The organism is Burkholderia sp. BCC1972, assembly GCF_905339605.1.
In the GTDB taxonomy this organism is placed as follows: Bacteria; Pseudomonadota; Gammaproteobacteria; order Burkholderiales; family Burkholderiaceae; genus Burkholderia.
This window is the reverse complement of sequence record NZ_CAJPGH010000001.1, coordinates 648,280-667,723: the sequence shown is the minus strand read 5'-3', so window position 1 is coordinate 667,723 and position 19,444 is coordinate 648,280. Positions and strand designations below refer to the sequence as shown.

The 19,444-nt window shown below is 65.3% G+C and carries 19 protein-coding genes; 11 read left to right on the top strand and 8 right to left on the bottom strand.

Annotated elements, in window-relative coordinates; all coding sequences use genetic code 11:
- Positions 1–4 precede the first annotated feature (4 nt).
- Positions 5–1,123: a polyamine ABC transporter substrate-binding protein gene (locus tag U5798_RS02990; protein ID WP_124448701.1), complete on the bottom strand. Its 1,119-nt coding sequence runs from the start codon at positions 1,121–1,123 to the stop codon at positions 5–7.
- Between the two features lie 271 nt (positions 1,124–1,394).
- Here U5798_RS02990 and U5798_RS02985 point away from each other — a divergent pair, with 271 nt between their 5' ends.
- The 4 genes from U5798_RS02985 to U5798_RS02970 all read left to right on the top strand — a co-directional run bounded on the left by U5798_RS02985 (position 1,395) and on the right by U5798_RS02970 (position 4,789).
- Entirely contained in the window at positions 1,395–2,252 is an 858-nt protein-coding gene (locus U5798_RS02985; RefSeq protein WP_322081117.1) for a helix-turn-helix transcriptional regulator, read from the top strand.
- Positions 2,245–2,958: an ankyrin repeat domain-containing protein gene (locus tag U5798_RS02980; protein ID WP_260434815.1), complete on the top strand. Its 714-nt coding sequence runs from the start codon at positions 2,245–2,247 to the stop codon at positions 2,956–2,958. Before U5798_RS02985 ends, U5798_RS02980 begins: the two co-directional genes overlap by 8 nt.
- A 377-nt stretch (positions 2,959–3,335) precedes the next feature.
- Positions 3,336–4,355, top strand: coding sequence for an aldo/keto reductase (locus U5798_RS02975; protein ID WP_124448697.1), 1,020 nt, complete (start codon positions 3,336–3,338; stop codon positions 4,353–4,355).
- A gap of 17 nt (positions 4,356–4,372) precedes the next feature.
- Positions 4,373–4,789 (top strand): SRPBCC family protein, encoded by a 417-nt coding sequence (locus U5798_RS02970; protein WP_322081116.1) that lies wholly within the window; start codon positions 4,373–4,375, stop codon positions 4,787–4,789.
- 230 nt (positions 4,790–5,019) lie between these two features.
- Here U5798_RS02970 and U5798_RS02965 read toward each other — a convergent pair whose 3' ends face one another.
- Together U5798_RS02965 and shc are read right to left on the bottom strand one after the other, a co-directional pair.
- Complete coding sequence (locus U5798_RS02965) at positions 5,020–5,931, bottom strand: LysR family transcriptional regulator (RefSeq protein WP_124448693.1); 912 nt, start codon at positions 5,929–5,931, stop codon at positions 5,020–5,022.
- Positions 5,932–6,229: 298 nt separating this feature from the next.
- On the bottom strand, positions 6,230–8,266 hold the full coding sequence (gene shc, locus U5798_RS02960; protein ID WP_322081115.1) for a squalene--hopene cyclase: 2,037 nt from the start codon (positions 8,264–8,266) through the stop codon (positions 6,230–6,232).
- Positions 8,267–8,319: 53 nt separating this feature from the next.
- On the opposite strand from shc, the gene U5798_RS02955 reads away from it, so the two are divergent.
- Entirely contained in the window at positions 8,320–9,009 is a 690-nt protein-coding gene (locus U5798_RS02955; protein ID WP_322081114.1) for a TetR/AcrR family transcriptional regulator, read from the top strand.
- Between the two features lie 145 nt (positions 9,010–9,154).
- On the opposite strand, the gene U5798_RS02950 is transcribed toward U5798_RS02955, so the two are convergent.
- On the bottom strand, positions 9,155–9,538 hold the full coding sequence (locus U5798_RS02950) for an ATP-dependent protease (protein ID WP_124448687.1): 384 nt from the start codon (positions 9,536–9,538) through the stop codon (positions 9,155–9,157).
- Between the two features lie 451 nt (positions 9,539–9,989).
- Between U5798_RS02950 and U5798_RS02945 the strand changes: the two genes are divergently transcribed.
- Both U5798_RS02945 and U5798_RS02940 read left to right on the top strand, forming a co-directional pair.
- Positions 9,990–10,544: a hypothetical protein gene (locus tag U5798_RS02945; RefSeq protein ID WP_124448685.1), complete on the top strand. Its 555-nt coding sequence runs from the start codon at positions 9,990–9,992 to the stop codon at positions 10,542–10,544.
- A 302-nt stretch (positions 10,545–10,846) separates the two neighbouring features.
- Positions 10,847–11,080 carry a hypothetical protein gene (locus U5798_RS02940; protein WP_006487081.1) on the top strand — a complete coding sequence of 78 codons (234 nt, stop codon included), beginning with the start codon at positions 10,847–10,849 and terminating at the stop codon, positions 11,078–11,080.
- Positions 11,081–11,279: 199 nt separating this feature from the next.
- On the opposite strand, the gene U5798_RS02935 is transcribed toward U5798_RS02940, so the two are convergent.
- Complete coding sequence (locus tag U5798_RS02935; protein WP_124448683.1) at positions 11,280–11,858, bottom strand: DUF4337 domain-containing protein; 579 nt, start codon at positions 11,856–11,858, stop codon at positions 11,280–11,282.
- 63 nt (positions 11,859–11,921) lie between these two features.
- Complete coding sequence (locus U5798_RS02930; protein WP_322081211.1) at positions 11,922–13,217, bottom strand: citrate synthase family protein; 1,296 nt, start codon at positions 13,215–13,217, stop codon at positions 11,922–11,924.
- Between the two features lie 103 nt (positions 13,218–13,320).
- Between U5798_RS02930 and U5798_RS02925 the strand changes: the two genes are divergently transcribed.
- The 3 genes from U5798_RS02925 (at position 13,321) to U5798_RS02915 (ending at position 17,036) form a co-directional block, all read left to right on the top strand.
- Positions 13,321–14,754, top strand: coding sequence for a CoA transferase (locus U5798_RS02925; protein WP_322081113.1), 1,434 nt, complete (start codon positions 13,321–13,323; stop codon positions 14,752–14,754).
- A 108-nt stretch (positions 14,755–14,862) separates the two neighbouring features.
- Positions 14,863–15,273, top strand: coding sequence for a VOC family protein (locus tag U5798_RS02920; protein ID WP_322081210.1), 411 nt, complete (start codon positions 14,863–14,865; stop codon positions 15,271–15,273).
- 197 nt (positions 15,274–15,470) lie between these two features.
- Positions 15,471–17,036, top strand: a complete 1,566-nt coding sequence (locus U5798_RS02915; protein WP_322081112.1) for a methyl-accepting chemotaxis protein — start codon at positions 15,471–15,473, stop codon at positions 17,034–17,036.
- Between the two features lie 49 nt (positions 17,037–17,085).
- Here the strand turns inward: U5798_RS02915 and U5798_RS02910 are convergent, their stop codons facing one another.
- Together U5798_RS02910 and U5798_RS02905 are read right to left on the bottom strand one after the other, a co-directional pair.
- Entirely contained in the window at positions 17,086–17,493 is a 408-nt protein-coding gene (locus U5798_RS02910; protein ID WP_322081111.1) for a DUF3224 domain-containing protein, read from the bottom strand.
- 175 nt (positions 17,494–17,668) lie between these two features.
- On the bottom strand, positions 17,669–18,649 hold the full coding sequence (locus U5798_RS02905; protein ID WP_322081110.1) for a YafY family protein: 981 nt from the start codon (positions 18,647–18,649) through the stop codon (positions 17,669–17,671).
- Positions 18,650–18,748: 99 nt separating this feature from the next.
- Here U5798_RS02905 and U5798_RS02900 point away from each other — a divergent pair, with 99 nt between their 5' ends.
- On the top strand, positions 18,749–19,411 hold the full coding sequence (locus tag U5798_RS02900) for a glutathione S-transferase family protein (RefSeq protein ID WP_322081109.1): 663 nt from the start codon (positions 18,749–18,751) through the stop codon (positions 19,409–19,411).
- Positions 19,412–19,444 lie beyond the last annotated feature (33 nt).

Below are 19,444 nucleotides of genomic sequence, written 5' to 3'. Positions count from 1 at the left end.
GCGGTCAGTTGCCGGTTTTCAGTTGCTGCCACAGGCGGTTCTCGAGCCTCGCGATGTCGGCCGAACGCGGCTTCGACAGCGTCATCCTGTCGAGCACGTCGGCGGACAGGTACACGTTCGGATCGTGCGCGACGGCCGGCGTCACGTACTGATGGGCCGCCTGGTTCGCACTCGGGTAGTAGATCTCGTTGGTGATGCTCGCGTTGACTTTCGGGTCCTGGATGTAGTTGATCCACTGCAGCGCAGCTTCCGGGTGCGGCGCATCCTTCGGAATCGCCATTACGTCGAACCACAGGATGCCGCCTTCCTTCGGGTTCGCGTAGCGGATCTCGTAGCCGCGTTTCGCCGCCGCCGCTTCGCGGCGCGCGACGCTGACGTCGCCCGACCAGCCGAGCACGACACAGACGTCGTTGTTCGCGAGATCGTTGTTGTAGCCCGACGAGTTGAACTGCGTGATGTACGGGCGCACCTTCTTCAGCATGTCGAATGCCGCGTGGTAGTCGGCCGGGTTCTTGCTGTTCGGATCCTTGCCGAGATACTGGAGCGCGGCCGCGAACACGTCGTCCGGCGCATCGAGGAACGACACGCCGCAGCTTTTCAGCTTCGACACGTTGGCCGGATCGAACACCAGCGCCCAGCTGTCGAGCGGCGCACCGTCGCCGAGCGCCTTCCTGACCGCCTGCACGTTGTAGCCGACGCCGTCCGTGCCGTAGGCCCACGGCACGCCGTACTGGTTGCCCGGGTCGGATTCGGCGATCTTCTTCATCAGCGCGGGATCGAGGTTCGCGAGGTTCGGCAGTTTCGTCTTGTCGAGCTTCTGGTACACGCCGGCCTGGATCTGCTTGGCCATGTAGTTCGAGGTCGGCACGACGATGTCGTAGCCGGAACTGCCGGCCAGCAGCTTCGACTGCAGCGTGTCGTCGCTGTCGTAGACGTCGTAGCGCACATGCACGCCGGTCTGTTTCTGGAAGTCCGGGATCGTCGTTTTCGCAATGTACTCGGACCAGTTGTAGACGTTCAGCTCGGTGTCGGCCGCGCGGGCCGGCGACACCGACAGCGGCGCGAAGCACGCAACGGTTGCGATTGCAACGGGGAAGGCGAGACGAAAAACGCGGACGATCATGGTCACTCCCTTTCGGAACGAAGGCGGCGCACTGCGTGGCGCATGCGCGCCGCGGGTCGGACAGCGAGGCGCGCGGCGGTTCGCGTCGAACCTGCGAGGCGCCGACGGGCCTCGCCGGATATCGGGGATGACTGTATGGGGCGGCCGGCCGGATGTCTGTCCATGAAATCCGTACAGCCGCGCGGCCGCGCGGACCGGAACCGGGCGCGAGAGAATTGGCAACGTACTTTTGGCGTGGTAACGATAATCGTCCCGTTCTCCCGTGCACCGTATGACCGACCAAGACGCAGCCGCGACGATCGATATCCAGTTGAACCAGCTCGTGTTCATGTCCGACGCGCTGTCGGCCGTGGCCGGTGCGATCGGATCGCCGGATTTCGTCGCGATCGTGTTCGAGAACCTGACGCGCATCGTCGATTGCGATTCCATTCATCTGGATTACGAGGACGAGTCGTTGCTCGACCGCCGGGTCGGCTGGATTGGCAGCTACGGTACGTATCCCGACCAGATCGAGCGCACGATGACGCGCTATTACCGCGATTTCGCGCAGGTCGATACGACGTTCGACTGCATCCGCGGCGAACGCGATACGCAGTTGCTGCAGTTGTCGACGCTGCGGTTGAACCCCGAGATCCGGCGCGCGTTCTACGACACCGAGGACATACACGACGAATGCGTCGTCACGTATCGTGTGGACGAGCTGACCTATGCGTTGTCGGTGTGCCGTGCGCGCCGGCTGCCGCCGTTTTCGCTGAAGGAGCTGAGCGTCGTCCGGCACGTCGCGCTGATCGTGTTGCCGCTCGCGGTCGCGCATCGGCGCATTGCCGGCGACCGTTCGTCCGATGCGCAAGCGCCTGCGCCGCGCACGCCGGAAGGCGGGACCGCGCAGCGCCTGAACGATGTATTCGACAAGCTGACGTCGCGCGAATCGGAGGTATGCGCACGGCTCATTCGCGGCCGAAAAACGCAGGATATCGCGCACGAACTCGGCATCCGGCCGTCGTCGATCGATACCTACGCGCGGCGCGCGTTCGCGAAGCTCGGCATCGAATCGCGCCGCCAGCTGCTGAATCTGCTCGTCGATCATGATGCACTCGACGCGTCGTCGGCCCGGAGAGGCGATGCGTGATCGCCATGATGCGCACGTACCGCGCAATGAGGAGGAGCGCCGCTTGAGCCTCGTATGGGACGGCATCACGGGCGCCGACGTGCTCGGCGACGCGCAAATCGCGAGCCGGCACGCGCTGGCCGACGCGGCACGCAACGGCGAATGGTCGACGGTGCTCGACCTCGTGACGCAACAGCCAGGTCTCGTCAACGCCACGCGGCCTGGCGGGACGTCGCTTTATGCGCCGTTGCATCAGGCCGCTTACGGCGGTGCACCGGAAGAGGTCGTCACCGCACTGCTGCGGCTCGGTGCGTGGCGCCTGCTGCGCGATGCACGACGTGACCGCGCGATCGACATCGCCGTGCGGCGCGGGCATCGGCATCTGGTCGGGTTGCTGACGCCGCAGCCGCGACGCTTCGTACCCGACGACACGCTGCGCGCCATTCAGCGCCATTTCCACGACATGATCCTCGGCCGCATTTCGCAGCTGCGCGTCGACGCGCTGCGCCTGCCCGAACTCGAACCGCTGCTCGAACTCGACGCGCAGGCCCGAAGCACGTGGTTCGCGGTGCCGGGCATGTACGGCGGCTTCAGCTACGCGCTGCACGCGGACGGCGACGCGGCCATGCTCGTGTCGGCGAGCTGGAGCCGCGTGGTCGGCGGCTCGGGCCAGCGGCACGAAATCACCGCGAATGGCTGTACGCTGGTCGAAGAGGGATTCGTCTGACGCGGCCGATCACATCACCGCATGGGAGGTGCAGGTCGAAGCACGGCATGATGCTCGACTGGATCCGCAACGAGATGCCCGTTGCGATGTGAAGTCGGTGCATCGACCTCGATGAAGGAAAGATTGCGAGCATGGGAAAAAACGGTCGCCGGCTCAAATGACTTTTGATCTGGAATCACGAATCAAGTGCTGATTCGGTCGAAATCCTTGCCGCACGGGCGTCTCGTCTGAACGGGGTGTCGGGGCCGCCGCGCGAGACAGGCATCAAACAGGCCGATCAGACCTCCTGGGACTCAAGTGTGTCGAATTCCGTCTTGGACAGACTTAACCTGCCTCCATAGACTGAACTCGCTTTCCCTCATTCCCTGGAGAAAATCGTGAGTCTCAAAGACAAGCTGCCCGGTAACAAGATCCTCGGTTTCGGTACTGCCCCGCTCGGCAACATGTTCCGCAACATTCCCGACGCGGAAGCCGCGGCCACCGTCGAGGCGGCATGGCAACACGGCATCCGTTATTTCGATTCAGCTCCGTTCTATGGTGCCGGCCTCGCGGAAATCCGCCTCGGCGACGCGCTGGCGAACCACCCGCGTGACGAGTATGTCCTGAGCACGAAGGTCGGCCGCGTGATCCTCGACGAAATCGAAGACGTGACGGCGCGCGATCTCGGCGAAAAGGGCGGCCTGTTCGAATACGGCCGGCCGAACCGTATCGTCAACGACTACACGGCCGACGCGACGCTGCGTTCGATCGAGGACAGCCTGAAGCGCCTGCGTACCGACCGCCTCGACATCGTCTGGGTGCACGACATCGCTCAGGACTTCTACGGCGACGAATGGCTCGCGCAATTCGAAGTGGCGCGCAAGGGCGCATTCCGCGTGCTGAGCAAGCTGCGTGAAGAAGGCGTGATCAAGGCCTGGGGCCTCGGCGTAAACCGCGTCGAGCCGATCGAACTGGTGCTCGATCTTGCCGAACCGCAACCGGACGGCATGCTGCTGGCCGGCCGCTACACGCTGCTCGATCACGAGCGCGCGCTGCAACGCGTGATGCCGGCTGCTGCCGCGCAGAACGTCGGGATCGTCGTCGGCGGCCCGTACAGCTCGGGCGTGCTCGCCGGCGGCACGCACTTCGAATACCAGAAGGCGTCGCCGGAAATCCTCGCGAAGGTCGAGCGGATCAAGGCGATCGCCACGCGTTACAACGTGCCGATCAAGGCCGCCGCGCTGCAGTTCTCGATGTCGCATCCGGCGACCGTCGCGGTGATTCCGGGCGCGAGCCGTCCGGAGCGGATCGCGGAAGACCAGGCTGCGCTGAACGTGGCGATTCCGGCCGACTTCTGGCGCGAGATGCGTGAACAAGGCCTGATTGCGGCCAGTGCGCCGCTGCCGGCCGGTCGTTGATCCTGATAGGTGATGACATGGCACAGGCAAATGCCGGCATCGAACTCCCTGCTTCGGCCGGGGCCGTCTGGCAACTGATCGGCGGCTTCGGGTCGCTGCCCGACTGGCTGTCGTACATTCCGGCCAGCGAGCTGAGCGAAGGCGGGCGCGTGCGGCGTCTCGCGAACCCGGCCGGCGAGGCGATCGTCGAGCGGCTGGTCGCGTTCGACGAAGCGGCACGCAGCTACACGTACGCGATCCTCGAAGCACCGTTCCCGGTCGTGAACTATCGCTCCACGCTGCGCGTGCGCGAAAACGGTCCGAACGCGTCGACCGTCGAGTGGTCGGGCACGTTCACGCCGCACGGCGCGACCGACGACGACACCGTCCGGCTGTTCCGCGGGATCTACGAAGACGGCCTCGCGGAACTGGCGAAGCGGTTCGCGGCGGCCTGACGGCAGCGTATCGCTTCGTGCGAGCAGGAGTGGGGTCGTATTCAACTTCCACCACGCGCCACGCCGTCGTCGCAGGCTCAGGCCCGCGGCGACGGTGTGGCGCATTCGTGCCGCGTGTCGATCGCAAGTCGCGCGCGGCGTGAGGAAGATCAGGTTTGCGAAGCAATCGGCGCGCTCGCTACCGATGCGTGGGGCGCCGCGATGCGATGGCGTCCCGTGCTTTCACGGTTTCATTTTCCCGTTGTCGCGACGATCTCCTCGCCGGTCAGGATCTCGCGGAAGATGCCGACCAGCGGCCGCAGGTTGACCTTGTGCCACGCGGCCCACAGCGGTGTGCGGTAGCTGAACCACGGCAGTTCGCGCAGCACGACGCCTTCCGGTACCTGGTGGCGCAGGCTCTGCTGGATCATCGTCACGCCGAGCCCGGCGGCGACGAGCCCGAGCGCCGCGAGCGGCTCGGTCGCTTCCACCGAGATGTCCGGCGAGAAGCCGGCCTTCGCACAGGCCGCGACGAACGCGCCATGACGCGGCGCGCTTTCCTGCTGCGTGACGCCGATCCATGCCTGCGCGGCGAGATCGTCGGCGACGAGCGTCTTTTTCTTCGCGAGCGGGTGTCCGTCGGGCATCGCGAGCAGCATCGGATCGTTCAGCACCATCGTCGAATCGAGTTCGGGATCGTCCGGCGCGGGCGGCTCGGTGACCAGCGCGATGTCGAGGCTGCGCTCGCGCAAGCCTTCGAGCTGCGCAGCAGACTGATAGTTGTACAAAGCGATGTGAACGGCTGGGCGATCGGCGCGCAGTGCCTTGAGCGCGCGTGGCAGCACGCCCGAGTGCGTGGCCGTTTCCAGGTAGCCGATGCAGAGGCCGCCTTCGTCGCCGCGACCGAGCCGGCGCGCGAGCGATTCGAGCCGGTTTGCATGGCGCAGGAACGCATGCGTTTCGCTGAGGAACGTGCGGCCGTCACGCGTCAGACGAATGCGCTGCTGGCTGCGTTCGAACAGCGTCAGGCCGAGCTTTTCCTCGAGCTGCGCGATCTGCCGGCTGAGCGGCGATTGCGAGATGTGCAGGCGTTCGGCCGCACGGCCGACGTGTTCCTCTTCCGCGACCGCAATGAAATACTGAAGCTGGCGGATGTCGAGCATATAAGACCTTCGAGGACTCAAGTTTCGAGAATTATGTCGCGAACAGACTTATTCGTGCAACCTGGACTGGGGGCGCTTTCCTGTCAAACCTGGAGCAACACACGAGTCCCAAAGACACGCCAAATCGCGCCTCGGCGACGCGCTCGCCGGCCATCGTCGCGACGCTGCCGGTCGATCGTCGAGCGTTGCGCGATGCGTTCGCGACGATGAGGGAGAAGGGGGGGCGAGTGATGCGGCGGGGAGGGGGATCCTGTAACGACCGCGCCGGGTGCCTTCGGGCACCGCGGCGCGCGATCGATCAAGCGACTGCGGTGTCGGTTGCTTCCACTGCGGCCGGTGCCGCAGCCGCAGCACCCGCCAGACGCCGGTAACGCGCGAGCGCCCACAACGGGAAGTACGCGGTATAGCCGTGATACTTCAGGTAGAAGATGCGCGGGAACCCGGGCGCATTGTGCGAGCGGTGCCACCAGAAGCCGTCGTCCTGCTGCACCGACTGCAGATACGCGATGCCGCGTTTCACCGAATCGGATTCGTAGTCGCCGAACGCCATCTGCGCGAGCAGCGCCCACGCGGTGAAGTTCGACGTGCTCTCGCCGCCGTTCGTGCCGCCCAGCTTCGGGTCGATATAGCTGTCGTTCGTTTCGCCCCAGCCGCCGTCCGCATGCTGCCGGGCGCGCAGCCAGTCGATCGCGCGCGCGATATACGGCTGCGACTTGTCCTCGCCGGCGAGCGCGAGGCCGGCCAGCACGCTCCACGTGCCGTAGATGTAGTTCGTGCCCCAGCGGCCCCACCAGCTGCCGTCGGGCTGCTGCGTGCGCTTCACGTAGTCGATGCAGCGCGCGAGCGAAGCGCGTTCTTCCGCGCGTTTCGTCACGCCGAAACACAGCAGCACGCGGCCCGACACGTCCTCGGTCGGCGGATCGAGCAGCGCACCGTGATCGGCGAACGGAATCGCGTTCAGGTACATGCGGTCGCAATCGGCATCGAACGCCGCGAAGCCGCCGTTGCGCGATTGCAGCCCGCGCATCCAGTCGAGCGCGCGTGCGACGCGCGCCGCATGCGGGTTCGTGCCGTCCGCGTTGCGATGCGTGCGGCCGCGGCGATCGAGCATCGCGGTGACGACCGCGGTGTCGTCGATGTCGGGGTAGTACGGGTTCGCATACTGGAACGCCCAGCCGCCCGGCTCGACGTCGGCCGGCACGTTCTCGATCCAGTCGCCGCGCAGGTCGTTGACCTGGCGCACGGCCAGCCAGTCGTATGCGCGTGCGATGCGTTCATCGAGTTCGCGCAGCGCGCCGTCCGGGTCGCCGGCTTCCGGCGCCGCGACGCCGCGCGCCTGCTCGAGCGCCATCGTGCTCCATGCGGTGTCCCACACCGGCGACAGGCACGGCTGGCAATACATGCTGCCGTCCGGCCGCGTGACCAGCAGCTTCTCCAGCGCGTTTTCGCAATCGCGTCGCAGCGGATGGTCGTCCGGATAACCGAGCACCTGCATCATCTGGTAGCTGTAGACGATCGGCGGGAAGATGCCGCCGAGGCCGTCCTCGCCGTTCATCCGTTCCGCGCACCACGCTTCCGCATGCCGGATCGCGCGCTGCCGGAGGCGCTTCGGCATCAGCGGCTCGATATGCCGAACCGTGCGGTCGAGCGCGAGGAACACCTTGCGCATGCCGCTCGCGGGCGGGAAGTACTGGCGTTCCTCGTCCGGCGGCGTGACGAACAGCTCGCGGATCGAGATGTTGCGGGGATTGCGCGCACGCGCCTTCAGCGAGCACAGCACCAGCAGCGGCACCATCGTCGTGCGCGCCCAGTACGCGACCTTGTACATCGAGATCGGCACCCACTTCGGGAACAGCACGAATTCGATCGGCATGAACGGTGCCGCGCGCCACGGCACCTGGCCGAACGTCGCGAGCAGGATGCGCGTGAATACGTTCGCGCGCGCCGCGCCGCCGAGCTTCAGGATCGCGTCGCGCGCACGGATCATGTGCGGCGCGTGTTCGCTGTCGCCGGCCGCCTTCAGCGCGAAATACGCCTTCACGCTGCACGACACGTCCGCTGCGCCGTCGACGTACAGCGCCCACGCGCCGTGCGTGTCGAGCCGCTGGTTCGCGCGCAGGTAACGCGCCATCTTCTCCTGGCGATCGTCGTCGATCTTGTCCATGAAATGCATCATCAGGATGTATTCCGCGGTGATCGTCGCGTCGGATTCGAGTTCGAAACACCAGCTGCCGTCCGGCTGCTGAAGACGCACGAGCGCATCGCGTCCACGGGCGATTGCGGTGTCGAGGGCGGACCAGGGAGAGGGGGCGGATTTGTTCATGCGGCGGATCATACCATCCAGCCGGAATGTTTATATCGAGACGCCCGGGTGCTACCATCCGCACCATGAAAAAACGCCTCGAACCCGCGCCGCAAGACGTGTCCGCGCCTGTCGAACCGGCTGGAATGGCCGGTGCACGGGCGTCCGAAGGATCATCGGCGCCGGCCGTCGCCGCCGGCGGCGTGCGGCGAAAAAAAGCGCCGGATCAGGTGCGCGCGCAGTTGCTGGCAGCTGCATCGGAAATCGCGACACATCACGGCGTGGCCGCGCTGACGCTCGATGCGGTGGCCGAGCGTGCCGGCGTGACGAAAGGCGCATTGCAGTATCACTTCGCGAACAAGCAGGGGCTGCTGGATGCGCTGTTCGGGCAGGCGACCGCGCGGTTCGGTGCGCAGATGGACGCGCGAATGGCGGCGGATCCGAACGGCGACGGCGCGGCGGCGCGCGCCTATTTGCATGCGGTGCTCGATGCGGCGAATCCGGCCGCGAGTACCGATGTGCTGCGCGTGCTCGTCGCGTCGATGATTACCGAGCAGGACACGCGCGAGCGGTGGTCGGTGCCGATGCGCGAATGGACGCTGCCCGATCCCGTGCCGCTCGAGCAGGCTGCGACGCTGATGATCTGCCGGCTCGCGGCCGACGGGTTGTGGATTTCGGAATTGCTCGACAGCGTCGAGGTATCGACCGAACTGCGCGCGGAGATCGTGCGGCAGCTCGACGCGATGAGCAGGGGCGTGTTTCCGAAGGGCGGCTGACGCAATCTGTATTGCCGGCGTGTTCGCGCCCGGACGGTTCGTCATTCCGATGCGCATGAATCGATCGCACAACTATCCGATCATTCGCGCCGCACTTTTTGCCGGCGGAGTCGCCATCGACCGAGACCCCGACGGCAAGCACGGATCAGAGATCTCCGCGCACTTCCCCGGTTCCCAGCGCGTTCCGCTGTCGATTGACTTCCGCCCAAAGCTCATCGCTGTCGTCGTCGCGCAGCAGGACCATCCAGTCCAGTTGGTCGTCGGTCACGCCGAAGTATTCCAGGATTTCCTGGCGAACCGCATCGATGAACTGCGCGTATTCCGGGGTTGCCTGGGCCTGCGCGTGCAGGGCATCGTATTCGGCATCGTCCACACCGCCGCCATGCTCGTCGATGTAGCGCGAGATCCACTGGTCCCGTTCGTGGTCGTAGTCGGCCTCGGCGCGCATCGCTTGCACGGCCGTGTGGAAATCCAGTTGGGCAAACGCGGCGATCGCCGCCGTTGTCGCCTCGTCGAAGGTAGTCGTCATTCCATTTCTCATGTTGGTCAGGGCGCATGATCGCATGGGCCGCGCTCGGACATGCCGTTTGGCATCGACGTTTGCGCTCGTGCGAAGGCGGCATACCGGAGGCTCAAGCCGTCGGGTGCGATTCTCGTCGGAGCCGCATGGGAGACAGGGTACTCGTTTTGCTGCACTGCAAGCATCGCGATGAAAGCAACCGGGCGCCGTAGATCGCAGAACAAGCTTCGCGCCTATCGGCGCGAGCGTCACGCCTGCTCGTAAGCGCCAATGCGGGCGCTGGTCATGAATTGCTTGTAATGGCCGAATTTGGCCGGATACCAGCGGCTCAAAACGACTCGGAGCGGTCGTTCCGCTCGCCCGATAGCAGCCACTGGATTAGCACGACGCTGACGAAGATAATAGGCACGAACCGCGGTGACGGGGAGATGTTATGCAATTCGAGACTGCCGAGAGGACAATGTGGGATCTCGTGCAAACTTACACAGGTCGAGTCGGATATCAGCGCGGCGTGAAGTCGGAAGGCCTATTCGCCGACCCGCCGGTCATCGACTGCTCGGGGTGGACCAGGGTGCTCCTGACAAAGGCGATGCAAGCAGAGAACGAGGCCGCAGGCCGCGCGGTGTTCGGTTCTGGTGACGTGAAAGCCCTTCAAGTGTGGTCGGATAGGATCATTCAGGAGATCGCGACTCGCACGGACTTTGTCCTCGAAGGGGACAAAATTACGACTCACAGTCTCCCGCGCTGCGCCACCATTGGCCTGAAAATGGGAGAGCCTTCGTGGGCGAGCAACCATCCTCGTGCTCGCGGAATCACCCACATTGTTCAGATCGTGCGCCGCCCTGGCGATAGCGCGCCGTTTGTCTCCGAGTCGTTCGGCGGCACAGTTTCACCAGGCATCGGTCTCACGCCGCTCGAAGAGTGGCTCGCTCAGTCACAGCCTCGTCTCCGCGAGGGCGAAATGTGGGCCGTTGATCCGTTCCGGCTGGCCTCAAAAAACCGAATACCCCCTTGAATGTCATTTCCCGGCCGACCACGGCCTGCCGCCGCCCTGCAACGTGCGACCGGCGCAGATCGACCCAGAACGGCCCTTCAGATTTATCCAAAGCGGCCAATCGTTGCGATCTGCGGCGGGATTTTATAGCCACGCTCGATGAGTATCTTGGCCTCGGCGCGGCTGCGGAATCATTCCCGATTAAATCGCTTCTCCCGCAGCGTGCCGTTGGAACCTTCAACGGAGTCGTTCTGCCAAGGGCGGCAAGAACGGACACAGCGTGTACGATCTGGTCTTCAAGAAAACCATCCAAGGAGAGAGGAATGAATCCGGAACAGGCCCGAGCCGAAGAAACCGAGGCGATGGAGCGCATGGTGGCCGCCACGCTGCGCGTGCAGAGTACGTTCGCCTCGATGCAGAAGCAATTTCCGCCGCAAGGCAGCGGCGAGCCTTCGCCGTTCGCGCTGCAAACCTTTGATGCCGCCCTGCAGGAACTTGAAGACGCACAGGCCGCGTTCGATGCGCTGCTGAACGATCTGATCGACGGTAACCGCTAAAGGCTACGCCCTTATCCGCACCGATTGTCGACGATCTAAAAAGCTGTGTCGAACGGCCGTTCGTGGCCGAGCGCGGCCGGCGGCTGCCCCGTGACGCACGCCCGGCGCAGATCGGCCCGAAGCGGACGATGCCCCTGTTCCGAAGGAGCGCACAAGCGTAAAACCACCGGCGGCTGACAATACCGCCACGTGCTCGACCTTACACACCGAAGAACGCCAGCCCTGCCAGGACGACACCGATCGCGGCAGCACCCATCGACAGCCGTGCCATCCATGTCCGCCGCGTGAGAATCGTGATCGCAGCAAGCGCGATCGAGATCTGGATGATGGTAGTGGCCTGCGCCCACCGATGGTGCCGGTGTAGCCGCTCCTCGCTTGCAGCATTGCTCTTCACGACTTCCTGCTCGAGCGCTTCGGCGCGGGCGCGGATCGGCTCCTTCTCTTCGCGATATCGCGCCGCGTCTGCTTCGAAACGCTTTCGTTGCGGCGACGCTTCCTGGCTCAAGGCCGCGCCGAGCTCGGCCAGATTCTGCTTTTCGCCCTTTGCCTGGTAATAGGCCCACAGGTTGGCCGCCTCGGTTTTCTGGATCGCGGCCTCGTTCTTGTGCAGCAATGCGAAATTCTCGTCCGCACCGCTCTGGTATGCGGAAATCGCGCCAATGCAGGCCAGGACGGCCGTCATCACGGCGATGCGCGCCGCTCCGTGGTCTTCTCCATGCGCCGCGGGATGCTCTACTGCATGATCGTGCGGGCCGTGAACTTCGAAATCTTCTGGCATAACAGGGAGGTTCGCATGAGTTGAAGGGTTTATACGCGCTTCGCACACCACTTGCACGCTACGCTAACGGGCTTTGAAAAACGTCGCAAGTATGTCGGTTTCCGGCCCCGCATGCTGCGCCACGGACCGCTTTCCGGACCTCCCGCGTGACCGCGGCTGCGCCGAGCCTGCATCGACACCGTCTGGTCGAACGCCCGTATACACCGCACGAGGCCGGATCAACTCGGGATGTCCGCGTTGCTCGAGCCCGTGCGCGATCCAGCCGATCGAGCGGCCGAGCGCGAACAAACCGAACGCGGCGCCAACGGGAAGCCGCAAATGCCTGCGCAGCGCAACGAGCGCGAGATCCACCGAAGGCTTGTGGCCAACCAGCGAACTACCTGCATCGATCATTGTTTTCCATTGCGGATGGCGCGGCAGGATGCGCGACAGCAGGGTTGCCGCGCGCACGTCGCCACCGGGATAGAGCGAATGTCCGAACCCCGGCAGATCGTCGCCTCGGTGCAGACGCTCGCGCATCTTTCGCTCGACGTCCCGGTTGCCGATTTCATCCCACATCGCTTCGACACGCGCGGTGGTGGCGCCGTGCCGCCCGCCCGACAGGGCGGCGAGGCCGCCGATCACGACCGCGCGCAAGCTCGCATTCGTCGATGCCACGCATCGGCCCGTAAAGCTCGATGCGTTCAGTTCGTGATCCGCGCACAAGACGAGCGCGATCCGGATGAGGTCCGCACCCGACGGCCCGACGCCCCATGCACGCGCGCATTGCTCGTGGACGGGCGCCGTATCGAACCCGGTGCGCAACAGGCATGCCGCGAGGATCCGTACCAGGTCGCCGCAGCCCTGCGCCTGGCTGTCGGCCGATTGCTGCCACGCTGCGGTCGGCGCGTCGTCGGTGGCGACGGCGAACAACGACAGGAGCGCTTGCTCCGCGCGTTGATCGCCGTAGTGTTTGAACAGGGTCCGCAACACCGCGGGTGCGCGGGGGACGCGAGGGCCGAACGCAGTCCGCTCGTCGCATTGCCACAGCAGCGCGGCGACTTCCTCGAGACTCGCGCGGCCGGCGAGCTCGAGTGCGTCCACGCCGCGATAGAAAAGCCTGCCGCCCTCGATCAACGTGATGCTCGATTCGAGCACGGGCGAGCCCCAGTTCAGCGCGGCTTTCGCGACTTCTTTCGGTTTGCGGCCGCGCGCACGTTCGGCCGCGAGCCGGTCGACGTCCGCTGCGAAGTAACGGCTTTCACGCGGATGGCCGGAGGGTTCCGCGCGCAGCAGGCCGCGGCTGACGTAAGCGTAAAGCGTCGGCCGCGAGACGCCGAGCCTCGCGGCCGCTTCGGTCGAATTCAGGTAGGGCGACATGGCGCGAGACTCGATTCGTTCGGCAGGTTGATCAGGATAATCAACGTTGACAATAAATGCGAGCAGGCCGATCTTTGCGTCACCCAAACGATTCGAGGCGAACATGCGTGTCGATCAAATTTCCCATGTTGCGGCTGCGGCCGACGAGGGGCTGATGCCGCGTCATCTGCAGGAATTCTGGGCTGCGCTGGGCGGCGCGCCGCAACGTCTCGAGCATTGCAGCTTCAGCGGGACGGGCGAACTGCTGTCGGCGTTTCGCGTGACCGACCTGGCCGGTGCGGCAATCGGCGCGGCAGGTGCGGCCGTAGCCGAATTGCTGCGCGAGTCGAGCGGCATATTGCCGGCGGTTCACGTCGACCGGCGCATGGCGTCGCTGTGGTTCGGCATTTCGCTGCGCCCGTCGGGATGGACGTTGCCGCCTCAATGGGATCCGGTGGCCGGCAACTATCGGGCGCGCGATCGCTGGATCCGGTTGCACACCAACGCGCCGCATCATCGGCAAGCCGCGTTGACGGTGCTCGACTGCGCCGCAGACGCCCAGGCGGTCGCGCGAGCGGTCAGCCGCTGGGATGCCCATGCGCTCGAAGACGCGATCGTCGAACGCGGCGGGTGCGCGGCGGTGATGTACTCGCGGCAGGAATGGGCCGCGCATCCGCAAGGCAAGGCCGTTGCGTCCGAACCGTTGCTGCACGTTCATACCACGCAGGCAGTTGCGGCACGCGACTGGCAGCCGTCGCGAAACCGGCCGCTGCGCGGCATTCGTGTGCTCGACCTGACGCGCATACTCGCCGGCCCCGTCGCGACGCGATTCCTGGCGGGCCTCGGCGCCGACGTGCTGCGCATCGATCCGTATGGCTGGGAAGAGCCGGGCACGGTGCCCGACGTCGTCCGGGGCAAGCGCTGCGCTCGGCTCGATCTGAAGCAGCCCGCGGATCTCGCGACGCTCGAGCGGTTGCTGCGCGACGCGGATATCGTCGTGCACGGTTACCGGTCCGACGCGCTTGCGCGTCTCGGGCTCGATGCCGCGCAACGGCGCGCGCTCAATCCCGCGCTCATCGACGTATCGCTCGACGCATATGGCTGGACCGGCGCGTGGCGTTGCCGGCGCGGCTTCGACAGCCTCATCCAGATGAGCACGGGAATCGCCGACGCGGGCATGCGCGTGACGGGTAGCGACGAGCCGGTGAACCTGCCCGTCCAGGCGATCGACCATGCGACGGGCTACCTGATGGCGGCGTCGGCCATACGCGGATTGACGGCGCGACTGAAGGGCGGCGTGGGCACTGAAGTTCGTGCTTCGCTGGCGCGTACGTCGGCCGTCTTGCAGTTGCGTGCGGAGCCGATGAGCGACGTGGTTGTCGTGGCTCCGGATACGCAGCATGATCGCGCGGAGCACGTCGAAACGACGTCATGGGGGTCTGCCACGCGGCTTCTCCCGCCGCTCGAGATCGAGGGTGCGCCGCTCGCGTGGTTCCATCCGGCGCGCGCATTGGGCGCCTATGAACCGCGGTGGCTGGAGTCGAACGCCAGCCTTTGACGAACGGCGAAAGGGGGCGCGGTACTTGAGCAATCCTTCGCATTCCTTTGCAGACCGCCGGTGCGCGGAGCACAATACCGCTGACACCCGAATCGGAGGTTGCGCACCATGGCCCTATTCCAGCCCGATGGATGGCATACCGTCACGCCGCGCATTGTCGTGCCGGATCCGCAAAACCTGATCGCATTCGTCCGGACGGTGTTCGACGCCCACGGCGAATTTCGCGCCGGCTTGCCTGCCGAGATTCGCATCGGCGATTCCGTCGTGATGATCAGCGGCGCAGACGGCCTGCGCGAGCCGATGCCGGCGTTCCTGTACGTGTATGTCGAGGATACCGATTCGATTTATCGACGGGCGATCGCGGCGCAGGCGGTTTCGCTGGAAGCGCCCGCCGACCTGCCGTACGGCGACAGGCGCGCGATGGTGAGGGACCCGTGGGGCAACGTCTGGCAGATTGCCACGCACCGGTACGACCTGTCGGCCGACGAGATCAGGGCGAGGCTGGCCGGCGGCAGATAGCCGCATGCGGCTTGCGCATCGCCTCCATCTGTCGCAATCGTCAAGATTCACGTCGCGTACAAGTAAAACCTCGCCGTTTCCCCCGCCGTTAACCCGTTCGCAGCCCCCGCGCCGCGTATTGCGATGCGGCGCCCGTCTTTCGTGATCCGGAATCCACATCCGCCGCTGGCCGCACCGGGCCCGCGCAAGGGAACGTCATGCGAAAACAATTCACCATCCGCGGTGGACTCATCGCGACCATCGCCGGCTATACCGTGCTGCTCGTGCTGGTGGTCGGCGCCGGCATTGCCGCGCTCTACACCGGCAACGGTTCGCTCGAGGCGATGTACCGCGACGACACCGCGTCGCTGTTGCACCTGAAGACCAGCTCCGAGCGGATGCTCGTGTTGCGCGAACGCATGAGCGACGTCGCGCAGATCATCAGCGCGGGTCAGTCGGGCAAGGAGGGCGCCGCGCAGCTCCATACGCTCCTCAAGCAGAGCAATGACGAACTGGATGCCTACACGCGCCTGCATGCGCGCGACGGGAACGAGCAGGCGCTGTTCGACACGCTGCAGCGCCACCGCCGCGCGCTGCTCGACCGTGTGTTCCTGAAAGCGCTATCGCAGCTCGACGGCGACGACGCGTTCAATTTCCTCGATACGCAGCGCACCGCGCCGCCGGCGCTGTTCGCCGCCTACCAGGATGCGATCGACGCGCTCGAATCGTTCCAGGTCGCGCGCCAGAAGGCCCGCTACGATGCGGCCGGCGTGCATTTCCACCGGATCGTGTGGGGGATGGCGGCGGTCGCCGGGCTGGCGCTCGTCGTCGGTTTCTTTGCGCAGCGCGTGCTCGCGAAGGCGATCATCGAACCGATCAATCTCGCGGTCGGCCAGTTCGAGAAAATCTCGAAAGGCGACCTGACGGGCACCGTCGTCATCGCGGGCGAAAACGAAATGGCCTATCTGCTCAATGCGCTGAAGCGGATGCAGGACGGCCTCGTCGACACCGTGAACCAGGTGCGCGCGAGTACCGAAACGATCGTCGGCGACGTCCGCACGATCGCGAGCGGCAACGTCGACCTGTCCGCGCGCACCGAGCAGCAGGCCGTGTCGCTGCAGCAGGCGGCCGCGAGCGTCGAACAGCTGACGGCGGCCGTGCGCCAGAACGCGGACAACGCGCGCGATGCGCGTACTTATGTCGAGGGGGCGGCCGGCATCGCGTCGCGCGGTGGCGAGGCGATGCAGCGCGTCGTCGAGACGATGTCCGCGATTTCGACGAGCTCCGCGCGGATTTCCGGCATCGTCGGCACGATCGAAAGCATCGCGTTCCAGACCAACATCCTCGCGTTGAATGCGGCCGTCGAAGCCGCGCGCGCAGGCGAGCAGGGACGCGGGTTCGCGGTGGTCGCGACGGAGGTGCGCGGGCTCGCGCAGCGTTGCGCGTCGGCGGCGAAGGAGATTCGCGACCTGATCGGCAATGCCGCACGGCGTGTCGAAGACGGCAGCGGCCTCGTCACGCTGGCCGGCTCGGCGATGAGCGAGCTCGTCGCCGCGGTCGAACGCGTCAACGCGATCATGGGCGAGACCAGCAACGCGTTCGAGGAGCAGTCGTCAGGCATCGAGCAGGTGAATGCAGCGGTCATCCAGATGGAGCAGACGATGCAACGCAATGCGGCGCTGGTCGAGGAGGCGGCGGCTGCGGCGTTGTCGCTCGATGAACAGGGTTCGCGACTGAGCGCGGCGGTCGCGCAGTTCCGTTTGCGCGACGAGGCATTCGCGTGACGCGGGAACGTGTCAGCGCCGCGAGTCTAGTGGCATTTCATCGAGCGACTCACTGCGCAGCATCGGGCAATTCATAGTCGAAGCCGTACGAATGCAGGCCGTCGTCGATATGGATGATCATCGAACCGGAAAGCCCCAGCAGTTCTCCCGTCCCGGAATCGGGCACGACGGTGATCGACTGCTTCGGCTCCCCGCGCGTCATCGTGGAGCTGTGCTGGAGGACGAAGCTGCCCTGGCGCCCGCCGAGCACACCCTGTACCGTTTCCATCGCCACGTAGCCTGCGGAGCCCTGGACGCTGCTGCGAAACGCGAGCATTTCACCGTGGCTGACGGCTTCCAGATCACCGTGAAATTGCTTGTCGAGCGACATGCGGCCGAGCCCGGAATGTTCGGCGACGGCGCTCAGGGACTCCGGGTTCAGCTTCACTTCGAACGGACCGTTGGCCAGCAGCTTCATTACAGCGCTCCTCGTTGAATGGACAGTCCGCACTATAAGTCAGTAGGGGCTGCCGGAGATAGCTGTTTGCTTTACGAGCTGGCATCGGGGAAACCGGATTCGACATCGGGCCGTGAATGCGGCTCGGTTGCAACCCCTTCTCGACGCGTTTCCGATGAGATCTGACGGCGGCGCTTCAAGCGTCAGCAGATGGATAAAGCGCCGATACCTGCGATAACTCGTCGATGAACCGATCCTTGAGCGCCTGCGGCCCGAGGATTTTTACGTGTGCGCCGAAGCCCAGCAGCTTGCGCGCACCGTGCTCGATCGATTCGATCGGCATCAGGAATGCTTTCCATCCTGGCGGCACGTCGGTACCGGATGACGTTTCGAGGATCGGTGCGGTCTTGATCCGCGCGTTGGCAAGCCAGGTTTCGCCGCGCGGCGATACGGCGATATGGGCGGTCAGCTGATGGAGATCTTCTTCGTACCGCTTCATCGCGTCGCGCCAGTGCGTGGCCAGATCGAATCGCGCCGGGCGCTTGAAACGGCGGCGCGTTGCGCTGAATTCGAGGATGTTGGCGAGCCGGAAGGTGAGCGCGCCGCGCTTGCCGACCACCTTCGCAATCAGGTACCAGGCACCGCCCTTGAGCACGAGGCCGAGCGGTTCAAGCGCGCGGCGCGATATGCCGCGCCAGCTCTGGTACGTCACGTCGATCCGGTACGCACCCCACACGGCGTCGGCAGCTTCACGCAGGAACGCGGGCGTTTCCTGCGCGCGGTACCAGTCCACGGTATCGATATGCAGCCGGCTGGCGACGCGATCGGCCCGCTCGCGCGAGGCCGGCTGCAGGCTCGCGATCATCTTCAGCCGCGCGGAAGTGGCCATGCCGTCGAGACCCAGTTCGCTCGCCGGCCCGGGCAAACCCGCGAGGATCAGTGCGTGCGCCTCGTGTTCGGTCAGCCCAGTGAGATCGGTGCTCCAGCCGTCGCGCAGCTGGAATCCGCCGTTGCGGCCGCGGTCGCCCCAGATCGGCACGCCGGCCGTGGAGAGCTGGTCGATATCGCGCAGGATCGTGCGCTCGGATACTTCCAGCGCTTCGGCCAGCGCCGGCGCGGTCATCCGACCGCGCGCTTGCAGCATCATCATGATCGACAGCAGGCGGCTCGCTTTCATGCATGACACATTACTCCAAATACATGACATCAGGTGTCATGTTTTCAGGTTTATGCTTTGCCGCATCCCTGACCCGTTCCATTGAAGCGGAGACGAACCATGAAGATCATTTCAGGACCGCTGAGCATGTTCGGCGCCAAGGTCGAGATTGCAGCGCACGAGAAGGGCATCGACTTCGAACGGGTGATGGTGCCGTTCAGTCAGCAGCGCGGCTACGAGCCCAGGCATCCGGACGTCTTGCGCATCAATCCGAAGCGCCAGGTGCCGGTGCTGATCGACGGCGATCTGGAAATCTTCGATTCGACGCAAATCTTCGAGTATCTCGAGGACCTGAAGCCGACGCCCGCGTTATGGCCGGCGCAACCGGCAGCGCGCGCCGTCGCGCGCCAGCTCGAACATTGCAGCGACGAAATCTATTTCCCGCACATCGTCCGGCTGATGGGGCTCGAGGGCACGCCGGACGATCCGGCGGCGCAGGCCGCGCGTGCCGAAGCGGCGCGATACTACCGGCAGATGGAGCGTGTGCTCGACAATCGGGATTTTCTGGCCGGCGCTTATTCCTACGCCGACATCGCGTTCTACATGGCGCAGTTGTTCGGTGCGCGCAAAGGTGCGCCGATGACTGCCGAAACGCCGAACCTGCTTGCGTGGCGCGAACGGATGACGGCGCGTCCCGCCGTGCGCAAGGTGGCCGGTGCGATGGCGGCATATCTTGTGTCGATCGGCGAAGCGGTTCCCGATTTTCTTCGCGAACTTCACTAGCTGCGTTCGGCAGCCGCTCGAGAAGGCCTTCAG